General features: G+C 67.8%; 14 protein-coding genes, 1 tRNA gene, 1 other RNA gene and 3 pseudogenes. 9 read left to right on the forward strand and 10 right to left on the reverse strand.

Annotated elements, in window-relative coordinates; all coding sequences use genetic code 11:
* Positions 1–12: 12 nt before the first annotated feature.
* From QQG74_RS30150 to ffs, 5 genes and pseudogenes are all read right to left on the reverse strand, one after another.
* A complete protein-coding gene (locus QQG74_RS30150) occupies positions 13–1,674 on the reverse strand; it encodes an ABC transporter substrate-binding protein (protein WP_341718013.1) in 1,662 nt (553 codons plus the stop codon).
* A 295-nt stretch (positions 1,675–1,969) separates the two neighbouring features.
* Positions 1,970–2,563 (reverse strand): recombination mediator RecR, encoded by a 594-nt coding sequence (gene recR, locus QQG74_RS30155; RefSeq protein ID WP_341718014.1) that lies wholly within the window; start codon positions 2,561–2,563, stop codon positions 1,970–1,972.
* Positions 2,564–2,571: 8 nt separating this feature from the next.
* Complete coding sequence (locus QQG74_RS30160; protein ID WP_341718015.1) at positions 2,572–2,880, reverse strand: YbaB/EbfC family nucleoid-associated protein; 309 nt, start codon at positions 2,878–2,880, stop codon at positions 2,572–2,574.
* Between the two features lie 218 nt (positions 2,881–3,098).
* A pseudogene (locus QQG74_RS30165) lies at positions 3,099–5,995 on the reverse strand (DNA polymerase III subunit gamma and tau).
* Between the two features lie 266 nt (positions 5,996–6,261).
* An RNA gene (gene ffs, locus QQG74_RS30170) (signal recognition particle sRNA small type) lies at positions 6,262–6,351 on the reverse strand.
* Between the two features lie 81 nt (positions 6,352–6,432).
* Here ffs and QQG74_RS30175 point away from each other — a divergent pair.
* Positions 6,433–6,517: transfer RNA gene (locus QQG74_RS30175), tRNA-Ser, on the forward strand.
* A gap of 100 nt (positions 6,518–6,617) precedes the next feature.
* Here the strand turns inward: QQG74_RS30175 and QQG74_RS30180 are convergent.
* Together QQG74_RS30180 and QQG74_RS30185 are read right to left on the reverse strand one after the other, a co-directional pair.
* On the reverse strand, positions 6,618–7,043 hold the full coding sequence (locus QQG74_RS30180; protein ID WP_341718016.1) for a type II toxin-antitoxin system VapC family toxin: 426 nt from the start codon (positions 7,041–7,043) through the stop codon (positions 6,618–6,620).
* Positions 7,040–7,285, reverse strand: a complete 246-nt coding sequence (locus QQG74_RS30185) for an Arc family DNA-binding protein (RefSeq protein ID WP_341718017.1) — start codon at positions 7,283–7,285, stop codon at positions 7,040–7,042. Before QQG74_RS30185 ends, QQG74_RS30180 begins: the two co-directional genes overlap by 4 nt.
* A gap of 198 nt (positions 7,286–7,483) precedes the next feature.
* Here QQG74_RS30185 and QQG74_RS30190 point away from each other — a divergent pair.
* Together QQG74_RS30190 and QQG74_RS30195 are read left to right on the forward strand one after the other, a co-directional pair.
* Positions 7,484–7,777 (forward strand): annotated as a pseudogene (locus QQG74_RS30190) (helix-turn-helix transcriptional regulator); the annotation flags it as partial.
* A gap of 230 nt (positions 7,778–8,007) precedes the next feature.
* Complete coding sequence (locus QQG74_RS30195) at positions 8,008–9,105, forward strand: hypothetical protein (protein WP_341718018.1); 1,098 nt, start codon at positions 8,008–8,010, stop codon at positions 9,103–9,105.
* A 126-nt stretch (positions 9,106–9,231) separates the two neighbouring features.
* On the opposite strand, the gene QQG74_RS30200 is transcribed toward QQG74_RS30195, so the two are convergent.
* Positions 9,232–9,504 carry a flavin reductase gene (locus QQG74_RS30200; RefSeq protein WP_341718019.1) on the reverse strand — a complete coding sequence of 91 codons (273 nt, stop codon included), beginning with the start codon at positions 9,502–9,504 and terminating at the stop codon, positions 9,232–9,234.
* Between the two features lie 124 nt (positions 9,505–9,628).
* On the opposite strand from QQG74_RS30200, the pseudogene QQG74_RS30205 reads away from it, so the two are divergent.
* From QQG74_RS30205 to QQG74_RS30230, 6 genes and pseudogenes are all read left to right on the forward strand, one after another.
* Positions 9,629–10,006: pseudogene (locus tag QQG74_RS30205) on the forward strand (DUF5753 domain-containing protein); the annotation flags it as partial.
* Positions 9,997–10,203 carry a DUF397 domain-containing protein gene (locus QQG74_RS30210; RefSeq protein ID WP_341718020.1) on the forward strand — a complete coding sequence of 69 codons (207 nt, stop codon included), beginning with the start codon at positions 9,997–9,999 and terminating at the stop codon, positions 10,201–10,203. The pseudogene QQG74_RS30205 and the gene QQG74_RS30210, both read left to right, overlap by 10 nt.
* Before the next feature lie 43 nt (positions 10,204–10,246).
* On the forward strand, positions 10,247–10,804 hold the full coding sequence (locus tag QQG74_RS30215; RefSeq protein ID WP_341718021.1) for a hypothetical protein: 558 nt from the start codon (positions 10,247–10,249) through the stop codon (positions 10,802–10,804).
* Between the two features lie 38 nt (positions 10,805–10,842).
* Positions 10,843–11,373: a hypothetical protein gene (locus QQG74_RS30220; protein ID WP_341718022.1), complete on the forward strand. Its 531-nt coding sequence runs from the start codon at positions 10,843–10,845 to the stop codon at positions 11,371–11,373.
* Positions 11,374–11,656: 283 nt separating this feature from the next.
* Entirely contained in the window at positions 11,657–12,406 is a 750-nt protein-coding gene (locus tag QQG74_RS30225) for a pyrimidine reductase family protein (RefSeq protein WP_341718023.1), read from the forward strand.
* A 204-nt stretch (positions 12,407–12,610) separates the two neighbouring features.
* A complete protein-coding gene (locus QQG74_RS30230) occupies positions 12,611–13,672 on the forward strand; it encodes a methyltransferase (protein ID WP_341718024.1) in 1,062 nt (353 codons plus the stop codon).
* On the opposite strand, the gene QQG74_RS30235 is transcribed toward QQG74_RS30230, so the two are convergent.
* Positions 13,669–14,187, reverse strand: coding sequence for a hypothetical protein (locus QQG74_RS30235; RefSeq protein WP_341718025.1), 519 nt, complete (start codon positions 14,185–14,187; stop codon positions 13,669–13,671). The genes QQG74_RS30230 and QQG74_RS30235 overlap by 4 nt on opposite strands.
* 68 nt (positions 14,188–14,255) lie before the next feature.
* Positions 14,256–17,273: an NB-ARC domain-containing protein gene (locus QQG74_RS30240; RefSeq protein WP_341718026.1), complete on the reverse strand. Its 3,018-nt coding sequence runs from the start codon at positions 17,271–17,273 to the stop codon at positions 14,256–14,258.
* Positions 17,274–17,434: the final 161 nt, after the last annotated feature.

The following is a 17,434-nucleotide window of genomic DNA, read 5'->3' on the forward strand; positions in this document are numbered from 1 at the left end:
CGGTGCGTCAGATCAGGACTTGAACTCGGCGGTGGAGAACCGCTCGTCGGTGAGCGGGCTCGCCTTGACCCCGGTCACGTCCTTGCCGAACACGATTGCCGGCGGCGAGTGCGAGATCGGCACACCGGGCAGGAAGTTCATGATGTCGGCGTTGAGCTCCTTGTAGAGCGCCACCCGGGCCGCCGGGTCCGCAGTGGAGTCCGCCTGCTTGAACTTCTCGAACAGGGCGGCGTTGTTGAAGCCCCACTCGTCCTTCTGCCGGTCGAAGAACGTACCGATGAAGTTGTAGCCGTCGCCGTAGTCGCCGGTCCACCCGAGGAAGTGCAGGTCGTGCTTGTTTCCGGAGGTGGTGGCGTTGAGGTAGTCCGGGCTCCACTTCAGCGGGATCGCCTCGATCTTGATGCCGACCGCCTGGAGGTCCGCCGAGACCAGCTCGAACAGGTCCTTCGGGTTCGGCATGTACGGCCGGGTGACCTCGGTCGGGTAGTGGAACCGCAGGGTCAGGTTCGCCGCACCCGCCTCGGCCAGCAGCGCCTTGGCCTTGTTGACGTCGTACTCGTACTTGGTGACGTCGCCGTTCCAGCCCTCGACGGTGTCCGGGAAGAAGTTCACCGCGACCTGGGCACCCGGGGGCAGCTTCGAGTCGACCAGGGCCTGCCGGTTGATCGCGTGGGCCAGCGCCTGCCGGACCTTCAGGTCGGCCAGCTTCGGGTTCCCCTTCTGGTTGATCGCCAGGTAGAGGATGTTGAAGGCCGGGCGGGTCAGGACGTTGAAGCCCTCGCTCTTGAGCGGCTCGACGTCGGCCGGGCCGACCAGGTCGTAGCCCTGGATGCCGCCGGACCGCAGCTCCTGCTTACGGGCGTTCTCGTCCGAGATGGTCTTGAAGATCAGGGTCTTCAGCTTGGCCTTGTCGCCCCAGTAGTCCTCGTTGCGCTCCAGGGTCAGCGACTTGTTGGGCACGTCCCAGGACTTGAACTTGAACGGACCGGTACCGGTCGGGTGCTCGGTCGCGTACGCGGGGTACTTGATGTCGTCCGCACTACCGCTGACGTTGCTGGCGTCGTACTCCTGGAGCGCCTTGGGGCTGTGGATGGAGAACGACGGCAGCATCAGCGCGGCCGGGATCTTGCTGGATACCCGGGTGAAGGTCAGCGCGACGGTGGTCGGGTCGGTTGCGGTGCAGGACTTGAAGAGGCTCTCCGGCAGGGTGTCGCTCTCGTTGGCAGCGAAGCCACCCATGACGTCCTGCCAGTACGCGGTCACGTCCGGGCTCTGCATCAGGCCCTTGGCGTTGTACCAGCGGTCGAAGTTGGTGCAGACGGCCTCGGCGTTGAAGTCGGTGCCGTCGTGGAACTTCACGCCGGAACGCAGCTTGAACGTCCAGGTCGTACCGGCGGCGTCCGGCTCCCAGGACTCGGCGAGACCGGGGCTGACCTTGGTGCCACCCTCCTCGGGGCGGACCAGCGTCTCGAACACCTGACGGGCCACGCGCAGCGACTCACCGTCGCTGGCGAAACTGGGATCGAGCACCTTCGGGTCTCCGGCGACGCCGAAGACGAGGGTGTCGTTGCTACTACCGCCGGAACCTTCGCGGTCGCTCTCGGCACAGCCTGCTACCGCGAGGGCCGCGGCCGCCACGGCCGCGATAGCGACCTTCGGCCTGGATGCACGCATGGGTGCTTCACCTCGTCCTTGGGGGTACGGACAACGTGGTGACAGGGTCACCGATGGCGGTGACCTTAGCTCCCGTTAGGACCAGCCGGAAACGGTACACAAACCTCTTGGTACCGGATCGTGTCCTTCGCGGCCGGGTCACGTAACACGAGCGGCCAGACCCCTGGACAAAAGGGACCAATAACCCCTACCAATCGATATCATTCTGTTACGTGTATCGACGGGCCCGCGGCACCTCTGTCACACCCAGCGGTCCGCGGGGAGCGGTCGACAGCCACGCCACCGCCCACTTCCGCTACACGGCGCGGCGGCCCTCGAAGGCCCTGCCCAGGGTGATCTCGTCGGCGTACTCCAGGTCGCCGCCGACCGGCAGCCCACTGGCCAACCGGGTCACGGCGATGCCCATCGGCTTGACCATCAACGCGAGGTAGGTGGCGGTCGCCTCGCCCTCGGTGTTCGGATCGGTGGCCAGGATCAGCTCGCGTACCGCGCCACCACCGAGGCGGACCAGCAGCTCCCGGATCCGCAGATTGTCCGGCCCGATGCCCTCCAGCGGATTGATCGCCCCTCCGAGCACGTGGTAGCGCCCGCGGAACTCACCCGTGCGCTCGATCGCGATCACGTCCTTCGGCTCCTCGACCACGCAGAGCACCTCGTCGGTGCGGCGCGGGTCGCGGCAGATCCGGCACTGCTCGGACTCGGCGACGTTGTAACAGCTGGTGCAGAACCGCACCAGCTCCTTGACCTTGCGCAGCGCACCGGCCAACCGGTTCACGTCGGCCGGGTCGGCGGAGAGCACGTGGAAGGCGATCCGCTGGGCGCTCTTCGGACCCACCCCCGGCAGCCGACCCAGCTCGTCGATCAGGTCCTGGATGGCACCCTCGTACATCTGTGGACTCAGAACCCGGGCAGGCCGAGGCTGCCCATCCCGCCCGCGACCGGGCCCATCTTCTGCTCGGTCAGCTCGCGGGCCGCCTCGGTGGCGTTGTGCAGGGCCGCGATGACCAGGTCCTCAAGCGTCTCCACGTCGTCCGGGTCGACGGCCTTCGGGTCGATCTTGATGCTCTTCACGTCGCCGGAACCGGAGACGGTCACGGTGACCAGGCCGCCACCAGCGGTGCCGGTCACCTCGGCCTCGGCCAACTCGGCCTGCGCCTTGGCGATCTGCTGCTGCATCTTCTGCGCCTGCTTCAGCATCTGCTGCATGTTCGGCTGTCCACCAGGCCGCACGCTGACTCCCTCGCTCCGGCTACATAAACCACCGCCCACCCTAACGGCCCTCACCACCCCCACCCCGGCACCCCGCGCCCCGGTTCCCGCACCACGCCTCGCACCCTGCCGATCTCGCACCTTCGGTCGCCGATTCGCCCCAGCTGAGGCATTTACCCCGGCACAAAATGCAAGATCGGCGCGCGGTGAGCCGGTCAGGGTTCGCTGATCTTCTCGGTGGTGGCGAAGGCCGCGCGGAGCAGGCGTACCGCCTGCTCCTCACTCGACTCGCGGGCGGTCTTCTCGTCGATGATCTCGTCCAGCGGCTCGTCGCCGGGATCGAAGCCCTCGTAGGTCGGCGTGGCCGCCGGTGCCGCACCGCCGGGGCGGCCAGCACCGCCGCGCACCGGGCCGTCGAAATCCGGATCGTACGGCGGCTCGCCGGCGAATTCGGAGTCCGCCGTCCGGCGGGCGCCCTGGCCGGTACGCGCACCCCGGCCGGCCGCCGCCGCCCGGGCCGCCGCGATCGCGCTGCTCACCGGCGCGCCCGCGCTGCGACCGTGACCACCTGCGGTGCTCCCGTTGCCGCCGTTGCTGCCTGCACCGCCAGGATGGCCGCCGGCAGCGCCGTTGCTGGCCGCGCCGGACCGTGGCGGAGCGGACGTCGCCGACCCGCCGAGCGGCGGGCCGCCTGCCGGGGCCCCGGTAAGCGGCCCAGTTCGCACCCGCTGGCCGCCCGCCCCGGCGGGTGCGGCAGCCGACGCCGGTGCGGTGCCGGACGATGTCGCGGTGCCGGACGATGTTGCGGTGCCGGACGATGTCGCGGTGCCGGAGGAGGCCGGGGAGTTGCCCGGGTGAGACGTCGCCGACGAACCGCCACCCGTGTCACCGGCCGTGCTGGAACCACCGGGCCGGGCCGGCTCCGGCCAGTCCCCGCTCTCCTCGGCCGAACCCGCACCGCCGGGCCGCGCCGCTTCCGGCCAGTCCGCACCGTCCTGCGCCGTAGCCGAACCACCGGGCCGGGCCGGTTCCGGCCAGCCCTCGTCGTCGTCCGCCGACGCCGAACCACCGGACGCCGCCGCGGCAGCTCCCCCCGCCTGCCGGTCCGCTCCGGACGGGCCGTCGGGCTGCCGGGGCGCGCCGGACCGGTCACCATTCGACGCGGTCGACGCCGGACGGACCGGCACCGGACCAGACCCTGCCCCGGCACGGGAAGCGCCGGACGGCGACCCACCGCGCTCGCCGGCCACCTCGCACCGGATCTGCCAACGTTCGCCCAACTCCTCGTAGAGCGACTCGATCAGCAGGTCGGGTTCGTTCGAGAGGGCCTGCGCGTGGAACGGGTAGCGGAAGGTCAACACCAGTGTCTGGCCGTCGACCTCGCGCACCACGGCCTCGCGGGCCCAGGCGGCCACCTTTTTGCTCTTCCGACCGACCTTGCCGACCACCTCGGGCCAGATCCGGCGTACCGCAGCGGCGTCGAGCGCACCGGGTTTCGCCGCGCCCGGCCGGGGCGGCTCCGGAGTGGCCGGATCGGGCATGACCGCCGACGGCGGCACCGGACGACGCGGCGCCTGCGCCCCGCCCGGGGCACCTGCCGACGCACCGGCCGGGCCAGCAGTCGGCACGCCGCCCGGGGCACCTGCCGACCCACCGACCACGCCCTGACCGCCACCGTTCGCAGCCGCCCCGGACTGGGCGGCGGGTCCGGTCGCAGTCACTCCTCGGGTCGTCGCGGGGCTGGTCGCAGTCACCCTCGGGCAGCGGCACTCGCAGCAGCGGCACGCGCGGCAGCCGCCCCGGACCGGGCACCGGGAGCCGCCGGCTCGCCGGCGGTCGCGGCCGGACTCGCGGCGGCAGCCGCGGGCGGGGCGGCAGGCTGGGTGCGTACGGCCGGGGCGGTGGTGGGCGGCGCGGAGTCGGCGGCGGCCGGCGGCGCGTCGGTGCCGGCGAGGGTGAGCCGGCGTTCCATCCGTTCGAGACGCTGAAGCAGGCCACCGGTGGAGTCGTCGACACCGGGCAGCAGCATCCGGGCACAGATCAGCTCAAGCAGCAGCCGGGGCGCGGTGGTGCCGCGCATCTCCACCAGGCCGTCGTGCACGATGTCGGCGCAACGGGACAGGGTGCCCGGGCCGAGCCGCTCGGCCTGAGCGGTCATCCGCTCGATCTGATCGGCCGGCCCGTCGATCAGGCCCTTGGTCACGGCGTCCGGCACCTGCTGGAGCACGATCAGGTCGCGCAGGCGTTCCAGCAGGTCGGAGGCGAACCGGCGGGGGTCGTGCCCGGCCTCGGCCACCCGATCGACGGTGACGTACGCGGCGGCACCGTCCCCGGCGGCCAGCGCATCGCACATCTCGTCGATAAGCGCCGCGTCGGTGACGCCGAGCAGCGCGGCGGCCCGGGCGTAGCTGACGCCGTCCGGGCCGGCACCGGCGATGAGCTGGTCGAGTACCGAGAGACTGTCCCGGGCGCTGCCACCACCGGCGCGCACGACGAGCGGAAACACCGCCGGCTCGACCTGCACCCCCTCGGCCTGGCAGAGCTGCTCCAGATAGGGCCGCAGCACCTTCGGCGGGATCAGCCGGAACGGATAGTGGTGGGTCCGCGACTTGATGGTGCCGAGGACCTTCTCCGGCTCGGTGGTGGCGAAGATGAACTTGACGTACTCCGGCGGCTCCTCGACCAGCTTGAGCAGGGCGTTGAAGCCGGCCGACGAGACCATGTGCGCCTCGTCGATGACGTAGATCTTGAAGCGGCTGTTGGCCGGCGCGAAGAACGCCTTCTCGCGCAGCTCACGGGCGTCGTCCACGCCACCGTGGCTGGCCGCGTCGATCTCGATGACGTCGATCGAGCCAGCCCCGTCGCCGCTCAGTGAACGACACGAGTCGCAGGTGCCGCAGGGCTCCGGGGTGGGCCCGTGCTCGCAGTTGAGCGAGCGGGCCAGGATGCGGGCGCTTGAGGTCTTGCCGCAGCCACGCGGCCCGGAGAAGAGGTACGCGTGGTTGAGCCGCCCGCTGCGCAGCGCCTGCGACAGCGGCTCGGTGACGTGCTCCTGCCCGATGACCTCGGCGAAGGTACGCGGCCGGTACTTGCGGTAGAGCGCCAGTGCCACGGCGTCCCGCCTCCTCTCAACCGCGCCATTCTCGCCCGGTCAGGCTCCACCTGACCACCCACCCCGCTGGGGGGATGTAAGGAAGGGCACCTTATTAACGCCTGGTGTAGAGGAAGGGCCCCCTATTAACACCCGCAGCCGGCAGCAGCCATCCGCTGCTCGATCCACTCGGGTCGCGGCATGTCGTGCCACCAACCCTGCCGCCCGGAAGCTCCGACCCGCCGCAACTGGAGCACCGAGGGTGGGCCGGTGACCGCCGGAGACAGAAAGGCCCCCCGTGCACCCGGCAGAGCTCGCTTATCCTTGCTGCCTTCCGGCCCTGGGGAGGTTCACGAGATACCGCCGCACGGGAGGTGCCCCCAGCCTACCCGACCCCTCGTGGATCTTCAGGGGGTGGTGGGGTGGGCGTGGCGGCGGCAACCTGTATCCTGGCTCGCGGAGGATTCGCCTAGAGGCCTAGGGCGCACGCTTGGAAAGCGTGTTGGGTTCACACCCTCACGAGTTCGAATCTCGTATCCTCCGCTCGCTTGAGAGCTGGAACACGACAGGGCCGGCCCCATGGGGGACCGGCCCTGACTCGTTCTCTGCGGCTGGACGGTACGCAGACACCCGCTGAGTCTCCTCAGCCAGGCAACTCGTCCCAGGGATCCACGACCGGGATGCCGGTGTTGGTGAAATCCTTCAGGTTGCGGGTCGCAAGGGTGGCCGCCTGGGACCGACAGATGGCGGCGATCTGCGCGTCGAAGCCGTCGATCGGATGACCGGCGTCATCGCGCGCGGCGACGATGTCGGCATAGGCGTTGGCCGCGGCGATGTCGAAGGGGAGCACCTGACGCGGGAAGGCAGCGAAGATCTCGTTGGCCGCTTGGTGCAACGACTCCCGGCGTCGTCCTTCGGGCAGGCGGGCGATGCCATAGCGGATCTCCGCGACAGTGACGGCCGTGGTGTAGAGGCCGTTATCCGAGTTCGCCCGCAGCCATTTGAGCACTGCGTGAGCTGGCTCAGCGCGCATGAGCTCGGAGACGACGTTCGTGTCGAGGACGATCATTCGGCCAGATCCGCCGCTCGCGGCGGGGTGTTCCGCTCTGGTACATCCAGATCTACACCGCCGAGTTGCTGGAACCGCTCGGTGAGCGCACTGAAGAGATCTGCTCGCGGCGCGTCCTCGGCCACGGCGGTGGTCAGGATGGCCCTGATCTCAGCCTCCATCGAGCGACCGTGCCGAGCCGCGCGGAGGCGGAGCTTGTCTTTCACCGAGTCGTCCAGATCCCGGATGCTGAGGGCAGCCATCGCCTCGCCTCCTTCAGCTTGACGCCAATCTGATAGCAATGCTAGCGCAAGCGGTGACCAACAGTCCGCCCGCGCCACTCCGAAGCGCTCACGATCTGGTTTCCGCACCCGTCGCTCCCGTCAGCAGCATCCGGCAGAGCGGCACGATCAAGCATGATCGGTTGACGGTATATAACGGTCACCGTACTATAGGTTCCCATGCAGGAGCCCACCTTTCTGATCCTCACCGCGCTGGCCGCGCAGCCTCTGCACGGCTACGGGGTCATCCGAGCGGTCGACGAACTCTCCGGAGGCGAGGTCAAGCTGCGGCCGGGGACCCTCTACGGGGCCCTTGACCGGCTAACCGAGCAGGGCCTGGTCACCGTCGACCGGGAGGAGGCCGTCGAGGGCCGGCTGCGCCGCTACTACCGGCTCAGCGATCCCGGCGCCGCCGCACTGAAGGCGCAGATCGAGCGGCTGCGCCGGCACGCCACCGCCGCCGAGATCCAACTGGGCAAGCGCCTCGGCGACGCCCTCAGCTTCGGCTCGGCGACCCTCCTGAGCCGGGCGAACACCCCGAGCCGGGCGAACACCCCGAGCCGGGCGAACACCCCGAGCCGGGCGAACACCCCGAGCCGGGCGAACACCCCGAGCCGGGCGAACACCCCGAGCCGGGCGAACACCCCGAGCCGGGCGAACACCCTGAGCCGGGCGAACACCCTGAGCCCCGGCCTGGTGACCGGATGACCGCCGCCTGGTCGGCGGCCTCGGCGGCCGACGGCAGCAGCGCCGACTGGCCGACCGCCGATGGCCGGCTGGAGCGCGGCTACCGGCGGCTGCTGTTCGCCTATCCACGCCGACACCGGCACCGGCACGGCACCGAGTTGGTGACCACGCTGCTGGAGATGGCGGCACCGGGGCAGCGCCACCCCCGCATCGGCGACGCCCTGCACCTGGTCGCCAGCGGCCTGCGGCTGCGATTCCGGCTGCCCGCCGGCCGACCGATGCTGGCCCTCGCCGCGCTGCTCACCGCGCTGACCATGGGCGGCTTCGGTGCCGCCGCCGGCTCCTGGCTGGGCGCCCAGACCTTCGCCGACCTGCCCGACGACGCCGCCATGGCCCGGATCATGCAGCAGGCCGGCGATGAGCGCGGCGGCACGCCACCGCATCGCAGTGCCTCCCCGTGGCATGCGGACAGCATCCATTCGACCGCTTATGGCGTCGGCGGTTGGGACGCCGAGCAGACTCGGCAGCGGTTCGCCGCCGATGGCTGGTCGGTTTCCGGGTTCACACCAGTCTCCGGCAAGAGCGTCACCGGCCACGAGGACGGGACCACCACCGAGACCACGTTGAGTGGAGCGCAGTTCACAGTCGAGTCGGAGGGCCTGCTCGTCAACGTCCGGGGCTACTCCGAGGGCTTCGTCTCGGTCTTCGGCGGGCCGACGCGTACCGCCGCGTTCCTGCCCCTGGTCGTCGTCGGCACGGCCGTCGGGCTGGTGGTCGGCTGGCTGATCGCGGCGGCCGTCGCGTACCGGCTGGTGGCGGCACCGCCCGGACGGCGGGTGACCGCCGCCGGGCTCTGGGGGCTCGCACTGCTGGCGCTGGCGCTGCCGGCGGTCGCGCTCTACGGCAACGTCATGCGGGTGTTCCGCGACGGTAGCGCCGACGACGCGCCCGCGCTTACCGTGCACAGCGCCTTCAACCCGGGCGAGTACTACCCCTTCGGCCCGTCCTGGCTGGTCCTCGGGCTGAGTATCGCCGGGCTCGTGGTCGCCGCCGCCACGGTGCTCGCCGCCCGCCCGGGCGAGCAACCACCGCAACCAGCGGCCGTCGCAGGCTGAGAGCTTCATCGAACGACAACGGGGACGGGGGCCGCCGGCTACGCCGAGCGGCCCCCGGTCGTGCCACCACCCAGGGCACTCTCCGCGAGCCGGTCCGGCACCCTCGACAGTACGCGGGCAGCCTCCTCATCCCCGGACACGCGCCCAGGACACGAAGCGGTCGTACAGCCCCTCCGGCGACGGGCCGTCACCGAGTTGCGCGGCGGCCTCTGCGTACAACGCCGCGAGGTGGAGCAGCAGGGCGGTCCGGTCCTCCCGGTACGGCCCGAGCAGTCGCAGCTTGGCGGCGCTGCACGGCCACGCGGCCCCGCAGTTCCGGCAGCGCCACGTCGGGCGGGACGGCGGATGCTCCTGGCGACGGCGGTTCGTCCGCCCGGAATACGACCGCTGGTTCGACACCAGGTTCACCCCGATCCGTACGCGCGGCGAGCGGGCTGTGCGGTCAGCTCGACAGTCCTCGGTAGTGGATGGGGGCCGCCGTGAGTACTCGCCCGACGGCGGCCCCCGACGTATGACCGCCGGGTCAAAGGAGGATAAACCTCCACCGCTGCTCACCGCCGTCCTGGACGAGTCGGTGCTCCGCCGCCCGGTCGACGGCCCGGCCGTCATGCGCGAACAACTGCGCGCCCTCGCCGATGCCTGCTCCGAGCCGCTCGTTCGGGTACAGGTGGTGCCGTCCACAGTGGGCGCATACGCTGGGCTGAACGGCCCGTTCGTGCTCGCCACCGGCAGCGACAACCGGATCGCGGGCTACCTGGACAACCAACTCCAGGGGCAGGTGGTTAGTGAACCGGCCGAGATCGCGGCGATACTTGCCGCAGGGGAGAACGTGCGCGGCGAGACGCTGTCGCACTGGCAGTCGGTGGACCTGATCAGGGAAGTGGCGGAGTCATGGAGCTGAACGAGATCCAGGAACTGAACGACGCCCAATGGCGCAAGAGCAGCCGCAGCAGCGGCAACGGTGGCAACTGCGTCGAGGTCGCCGGCAACCTGCCCGACGTGGTCGGCGTACGCGATTCGAAGGACCCGACCGGGCCGGTGCTGGCGTTTGCCCCGGCGGCCTGGCGGGCGTTCGTCGCCGGGATCAACAACAGCTGACCACCGTCGTACACATGTTCTATCCACAGGCTGTGGACGCGGAGTGAGTTACCAGCTCAGCGCGATCGTCGCGGACGCCGAGTTGCTCCGCGAGGAGACCCGCGAGCTGGATCATGCCGTCCTCGGCGAGCTGCGGCAGGATTTCGCCCTGCTGCCGGTGACGCCGCAGCTGGTGACGGAGCTGACCGGCAGTCCGCCCGACTACGCGCTCGACGAGCCCGGCCCGGAGCAGCCCTTCACGCTCACCCTCTCCCCCGCCCTCACCGACGTGCTGGCGCGCTGGTCGCAGCGCGGGCCGGTGGCGTACGTCGAGGCGGAGTTCGCCGGTGGTGCCGGACGTCAGGCAGCGGTGGTCTGGCTGGGCGGGGCGCTGGCCTGGGGACCGCGCTTCGACGCGGCACTCGACGGGCCGCGTGCCGACTGGCCGATAAACGCCGCCCTGGTCGAGCTGGGCGCGGAGCCGGGCCGGTGGATCGATCCCTTCGCCGAGCTGGGCCTGCACGTCGAGCGGAGCACCGACGGGTGGCTCGCGCACGGGCGGCGCGGGCTCAGCGCCGACTACTGGGACGAGTTGGCCGACGAATGGGAGGCCCGGCAATAACCTCTTCGCCCCCGTCACGTTGGGGACTGGGGGATTAGATGAAATTGCGACAATTCGGCTTCATCGCCGTACTGCTACTGGCTGCCTCGGCATCGGGCAGCGGACCCATGACACCGGACCGCATCGCCGTCCACGAGCCCGTCGCGTCGGTCACCGTGGTCGGCCTGGACGGTGTCGCCGACGTGGACTTCGGTGACACCGAGAGCGAGCTGACCCGGCGCGGCATCCTGCGTACGGACGTCGACGCCTGCGGTCCCACCCTGGCCGGACACGACATGATCAGCCCGATCTTCATCGAGGGTCGGCTGGTGCTGCTCTGGGCTGGCGACCCGGTCCAGACCCCGGAGGGCGTCACCGCCGGCACACCGGTCGCCGAAGTCCGGGGCAGATATCCGAGGATGCGTAACCTGCGCGCTCCCCACGGGACGTACCGGTTCGACGGCCTGCTCGCCCGCGACGGTGACCGCGCCTACCTCTTCCTGCACGACGGCCACACGGTCCGCAAGATCATCGCTGGTTACGCCAGCTGGGCCCGCCGCCTCTTCCTCGACGGCCACGCCCCCTGCTGACCGGGTAGGCGCGCCCGCAGGGTGCCAGCGGCTGGCCGCGATGGGAAAGCAGGCGCGGGTGGGCATAGGCGAACGACACCAGGAACAGCAGCGATACCATCCCGAGTAGTATGGGACGACTCGCGAGACCGACGACCCCGCAATCTTTGTCCCGGCAGGAAAATAAGGTACGACAGCACGCCAGGCACGGACCCGACCGTGCCATACCGCGCGAGGACCCGGGCATGGATACCGACTGGAAGTCAAGCGTGCTAGTTGTGCAAAGCGTCAAGAGGTTAGCGAGATGATCAGACTTTACCCCCCAGCGAACGACAAGCATCTCGCCCAGATGACACCTGCCGAACTAGCAGAGGTGTACGCCTACCCCATCACCGAATCCGCACCTTATGTGAGAACGAACCTGGTCACCAGCATAAACGGCATAACAACTGTTGATGGATTGTCCGGCGGGCTCAGCTCACCAGACGACCTTACCTTGTTCAAACTGCTACGCGGTCTTGCCGACGTGATACTTGTCGGCGCAGCGACTGCGCGGATGGAAGACTACCGCGGGGCTCGAATACCGAAGGCCGTTCAGAAGGTCCGGCGCGAGCGCGGCCAGCAGCCGGTGCCACCCATCGCCGTCGTGACCGCCCGGGCCGACATAGATCCGGAGTCCCGACTGCTCAAGGACACCTCGGTCCCGCCACTGATTTTTACCACGGACGCCGCGCCGCCGGAACACCTCGACAGGCTTGCGGCAGCAGGCGCCAAAATCACAATTTCTGGCCGGGAGAGCGCCGACCCGCGAAGGGTGCTCCAAGCGCTTGCCGACTCCGATCTGAATCGGGTCCTGTGCGAGGGCGGACCGAATATGCTCGGTCAACTGATCGCCGAGGATGCGATCGACGAATACTGCATCACCGTCTCAACGCGGCTGGTGGGTGGAAGCACAGGTCTTACAGCGGGCCCGGAGACTCCGCCACATAAAATGAATCTCGACTCCATCATCCGTGGTGACGAGGGGCTGTTCTTCAAGTACTCACGGCACTGAGCAGCCATCGGGAGCGCAGAACGTGGTCCCGAGCGGAGCGACGCACGGTGGCCAACTGATTCCTGCTCTGGCCAAGGTCTGCCGCCGTGGCCCACCCTTGCGCTGGCTGGGCCACGGATGGGATTATCGGCGAGCAGCCCACCACAACAGGAATACTGCTACATAGCCGGTCAATCAGCCATATGCGGCAAGTTGGAGGCTTTTGTGGACGACCCCCGTCGACCTTCGCCCGACCATTTGACGCAGCAATGGCTGAGCCAGCTGATGCTCAGCCATTGCGCCGAGCAGGCAATCTACCTGATTTCGCGGCTACGCATTCCTGACCTTGTCGAATCGGGCGTCGACACCATCGAGGCCATGGCTGCCGAGACAAATATTCCCAGCCGTCCACTGCGGACGCTGCTCGACGCTCTGGAGGGTATCGGCATCTTCGCCAGACATACGGACGGTCGCTACATCAACACGCCAGCCTCCGCACTACTAAGCTCCGACTCGCTTTCCGCTGAGGCGGCGCGTGCCCGGTACTACGGTAGTAGCCAGGTCTGGAACGCCTGGACGAGGTTTGACGAGAGCATCCGTTCCGGAAAGCCTGCCTTTGAGTTGGCGAATGGCCGCCCGTTCTACGAGTCGCTACGCGAGGACGACGAACTCCGCGCAGCTTTCAGCACCTACATCGCACGGGTCTCGCAAAAATCCGATGCCGCTGGGGCTCGGAGCCTGGAGCTGGCCGATGCCCGAACCGTCGTGGACGTGGGCGGAGGATACGGCTCGTTTCTCGTACAGCTGCTCCGGGCGAACCCACAGGTCCACGGCGTTCTGTACGATCTCCCCGAGGTGACCGAGGATGCCAAACGGCTCCTCCCGGCCGACCTGGTGGACCGCATCACCGTCGTCGGTGGAGACATGCGGCATTCGGTACCGGCCGGAGCAGACGTCTACGTACTCAAGTCGGTCCTCTGCGACTGGCCCGACGCCGAAGCTGGGAAAGTTCTGCACTCCTGCGCTGCCGCGATGACCGGAGATGCCCGCCTGATCACGATTGAGCGCATTGCCAGCTCGGTGAATGACACCGGTTACGAGCGGCTGATGAATCTACAGATGCTGCTGCTCTTTGGCGGCGGAGGACTGCGCCCCCTCAGCGAGATGCGGGACCTACTGGAGTCGGCGCACCTGAGCCTGACCTCAGCAACCGAGATCACGGGTAACCAGTCGGTCCTGATCTCGCAGCTGGCCCCGCCTCCACCGTCGGGCGCGACGTCTCGCTAGGCGGCCCGCCGCGCCCGACGTCGTAGCACTATGGACCTGAGGAATGTGGCGGTCAACCAAAGCATCAGAATCAGTTCTGCGGCTGCCACCAGTAGCAGCAGAGCCCCGAGGCTGCCTTGTGGAATATCTGCGAGGAACAGGCCCAAGGCGGGCACTGCCGGAAACACGAACGAAGTAAGGAACACCGCGACTTCGCCGACCTGACGCCTGGCAGCCGAGAGGAAGCCCTTTTCGGACTCTTCCCATTCGAGCTGAGCCTCGCCTCGGTTCATGGCCGACCTGAGGTGCGCCCCTATTGCGGAAACCTTGTCGTCATTGATCAGGTACGCCCAGCCGAGAATAAACGTGACCCATGGCAGCAGTAACCATCTCTGCCCTGGTCCTTGCACCTGCACCGCCAGGGTGCTGATGATACCGATAGCGATTATGTTGAGGTTCAGGAACGAGTCACGTTGCTTGATCCTCTCGAGCTGTTCCGCCTTCAGGGCTCCGTACTCGTCAAACTGAGGCGCCATGCTTGGTTTCTCCTCTTCAGCCGGACGACCGACCGGCATGCGGGGTCCAACACCTGTTTCGGGGCGCCCTAGTCAGGGGAACCGCCCGAACCGATCGCCTCCAGCAGACCTGCTATCTCGGAATGCGGAGAACCCCTGAAGCCAGCGTCGAACCCGACCGCAAAAGCTACCCGATCACGAGTCGTTGACGGTTCCCCAAGCTCCTCGGTCAGGTCACGACGCTCGTGGTCTGTGAGGATCTGGTGAACTACCCCGCGAGCACGCCCGGCCGCATGGATCTGCCCGGTCTGAAGTAGCAGAGCCGTGACGTCGTTGAGGTTCTTGGCGGCCGATCGGTGGCGTCCCAAGCGTACGTAAACTGCTGCACTTCGTAAGTAGCGAGCGATGCCTTCCGAGGTCATGCCCAACCGCGTCGCGTTTCGGGCAAGCACCCGATCGATCTCGGCGGGCGCATGGGCATCCTTGAGTAGATCCGCCAGAGCTGCCGCCTCCGAGGCGGTCGAAAGGACCAGGTGCTGATCATTGAGGTCGACTCCGACGTCCATGAGACGTCGAAGAATGCGCCCGAGGCTCCACGAGTCTCCGGTGTTCCGGAACAGGTCGAGTCCGTCCATGTAGAGATCGAGAGCCGAATCGAAGTCTCCCTCGGCGTGACTGACGCCGCCCAGACCTGACTTGCAGATGGCGAGATTCCAGCGATCGTCGGTGGCCGCAGCGATTTGTTGGCCGCGGGTGTAGTGGCTCCGAGCCTCCGCGCGATTGCCTTGAAAGAGGGCAACCAGGCCGAGGTTGCTTGCGGCGTTTGCTGCCAGGTGGGGTTTGCCCGCCGAAGCCGCGATGCCTTCGGCAGCCTGAAGCATGTCGTCCGCAGCTCGTGATCGACCCCGCAACCACGCCAGCAACGCCCTGGTGATCAGCCAGTCGGCTAGCGTCGGGGCATCGATCTGCGGGGCGTCCGGATCCAGTTCGTTGGCCAGCGATTCGCCGGTACGCACGTGATTGCGCACGAACCACAGTCTGCTCAAACCCGAGACCACGCGCATGGCCGCCGCGAGTTTTCCGTTTTCGACAGCCCACTTGTGGGCGGCTACGTGATTCCATACGTCAGCCTCTGCCTCGTCCAGCAGGATATGCTGCTGCGAACCGTAGAGCGGGTCGCGCAACGAGGCGGCAGTTTCCAGGAAGAATTCCGCATGCGCGGAGCGGACCCGGGCGCTGTAAGGTCGGGTTGCCAGCTTCGACAACACGTACTGACGCAGTGGTGCGAGGAGATAGTAGCGAGTCGTCGTGCCGGATGTGTCGGCCCTGACCAGGCTGCGGTCCATCAACACGCGAACGCCCTCGGTGATGCCGACTGCACCTTCTGCATGGGGCACGACCCCGGCAAGAGCGTCCAGCGTCGCGCCGCCAGAAAAGTGGCTTATCTCCTCCAACATACGCAGCTGCGAGGGATCGAGGAGTCGGCAGCTGGATTCGAATGTGCTTTCCAGGGCACCTCGCTGAGTCGCAGCATTCGGGCGGCTCTTCTCGCTGAGGAAGTGTGCCGCAGCGCTCGGATCGCGCAGCAGGTTGAGTATGTCGTGGACGGTGAAGTTGTCGATGTGCGAAGCCACGATCTCGATCGCCAGCGGAATGCAGTCGACAAGTGAGCAGATCTCGGATACCGCAAGTAGCTCGTCTTTGTTCCACTCGCGTCCGGGTGCTATTCGTTTGGCACCGGCCAGGAACAGCATCACCGCCGGCGAACTGGTGCTACTTGCCCGGTGCGCCAACGGCGGTAGCTGCATCACCTGCTCTCCGGGCAGATTGAGGCGCTCGCGGGAGGTGATCAGAAATTTCAGCCGTGGGCATTCCATTAATAGTATGGAAATGAGGTGCGCGCGGCTGGCGACCGACTCGAAGTTGTCCAGCACAACGAGGTCGCGGCGACTGGAGAGAATCTTGACAAGATCTGCGGAGTCCCGCACAGTCGAGCCCTCGATGCCAGAGGCGCGACTGATCTCACCGACCACGTCCTCGACGGTGAAGGTCGAACCGAGATCGACCCACACGACGTTGTCAAAAGCCTTTGGCGGCACCTGGTTGACGTACTCTTTGGCAAGTCTGGTCTTGCCGATGCCGCCCTCCCCCGTGACCGTGACGATCCGCACCTCGCTTCCTGGGGCGAGGGCGTCGACGAGACGAGCCAGCTCGTTCTCTCTCCCCACCAGCGCCGCGCCGCCAAGCATCGGTCTACCGGGATCGGAATCCTGCCTTCGGGCAGCCGGCCTATCTCCCAGCGGACCTTTTATCAGTGCGAGAAGATAGCTCGTCGCGTTGCGCATTGCTGCTTGCCGGTAACGTCCCCCGGACTGCACATCCAGCGTCGACTTGGCCGGGTCGGCCCGATCGGAGATTCCTCGGATCACCAGGGCTCTCGTGGTGGCACCGGTTTCTTCGACAGCTGCCAGGATTCCCGCGCTCTCCATCTCGACGGCGAGGTACTTGCGATTCCGTCGCACGAGTGACGCGGTGAAGGTCAAGGATGCCACGACCACCGGCGCCGACGCGATCGGGCCGTCATGCACCGTTGGCGGCCGGGTGCCGTTCGGAAGCGTAGAGGCTGCGTGCTCCGCCCACTTCGAAACGAGTCCAGGATGGGTGTATGAGAGGTTCCTGGCTGCGTTTATCAAGAGCCGGTTGCACCGGTACACTTCCCCTGCGAAGTGCAGGTCCACGCTGCCCGCGACATCCCCGGCCTTGGCACTTTCGATGTAGTGGTCCACCGTTGTCGCCACCACCACGTCGCCAAGCTCCAGGTCGCTGGCGAGCGCACCGGCAATGCCGATGGAGACAATTATCCGCGGCCTGAAGAGCGCCAGCAGTTTACCCGTCTGGAGGGCCGAGTGGGTCGGACCCATATCGCCCGTTACGACCGCCACACAGGCAGCCAGGCCACCCGCCGACGGCACTTCGAAGCGGTAGTAGATGTCGCCGGTTTCTGAATCGGTGGAGGGACGGAGGTCGACGCCCAACTCGGCCGCAAAGTAGGTCATTTCCTCGCGAAGGGCGATCACGATGCCTACGTCCACCTCGGTCGCAACCACAAGCACCATCCTTTGCCCCGGCGTCGCCTTCGGCAAGATGCTACAGAGGCGGAAAGATTGACGCCCCGCCGCTTCTCTGCGTGCTCGGGAAGGAACCCTGCGAGAACCTGATTCCGGCAACCTCCCCCAAGCGTGGCAGAAAGGTCGAGAGCGGCCTTTCG

Origin of the sequence: Micromonospora sp. FIMYZ51 (genome assembly GCF_038246755.1) — a bacterium.
Lineage (GTDB): Bacteria > Actinomycetota > Actinomycetes > Mycobacteriales > Micromonosporaceae > Micromonospora.

What these genes read in the sequence shown, in the direction of transcription:
- QQG74_RS30220 (WP_341718022.1), top strand. Translation starts at nt 10,843, where the DNA reads ATGAAATTGCGACAATTCGGCTTCATCGCCGTACTGCTACTGGCTGCC.
- recR (WP_341718014.1), bottom strand. Translation starts at nt 2,563, where the DNA reads ATGTACGAGGGTGCCATCCAGGACCTGATCGACGAGCTGGGTCGGCTG.
- QQG74_RS30185 (WP_341718017.1), bottom strand. Translation starts at nt 7,285, where the DNA reads ATGGCTGCCCTCAGCATCCGGGATCTGGACGACTCGGTGAAAGACAAG.
- QQG74_RS30225 (WP_341718023.1), top strand. Translation starts at nt 11,657, where the DNA reads ATGATCAGACTTTACCCCCCAGCGAACGACAAGCATCTCGCCCAGATG.
- QQG74_RS30235 (WP_341718025.1), bottom strand. Translation starts at nt 14,187, where the DNA reads ATGGCGCCTCAGTTTGACGAGTACGGAGCCCTGAAGGCGGAACAGCTC.
- QQG74_RS30195 (WP_341718018.1), top strand. Translation starts at nt 8,008, where the DNA reads ATGACCGCCGCCTGGTCGGCGGCCTCGGCGGCCGACGGCAGCAGCGCC.
- QQG74_RS30150 (WP_341718013.1), bottom strand. Translation starts at nt 1,674, where the DNA reads ATGCGTGCATCCAGGCCGAAGGTCGCTATCGCGGCCGTGGCGGCCGCG.
- QQG74_RS30210 (WP_341718020.1), top strand. Translation starts at nt 9,997, where the DNA reads ATGGAGCTGAACGAGATCCAGGAACTGAACGACGCCCAATGGCGCAAG.
- QQG74_RS30160 (WP_341718015.1), bottom strand. Translation starts at nt 2,880, where the DNA reads ATGCAGCAGATGCTGAAGCAGGCGCAGAAGATGCAGCAGCAGATCGCC.
- QQG74_RS30180 (WP_341718016.1), bottom strand. Translation starts at nt 7,043, where the DNA reads ATGATCGTCCTCGACACGAACGTCGTCTCCGAGCTCATGCGCGCTGAG.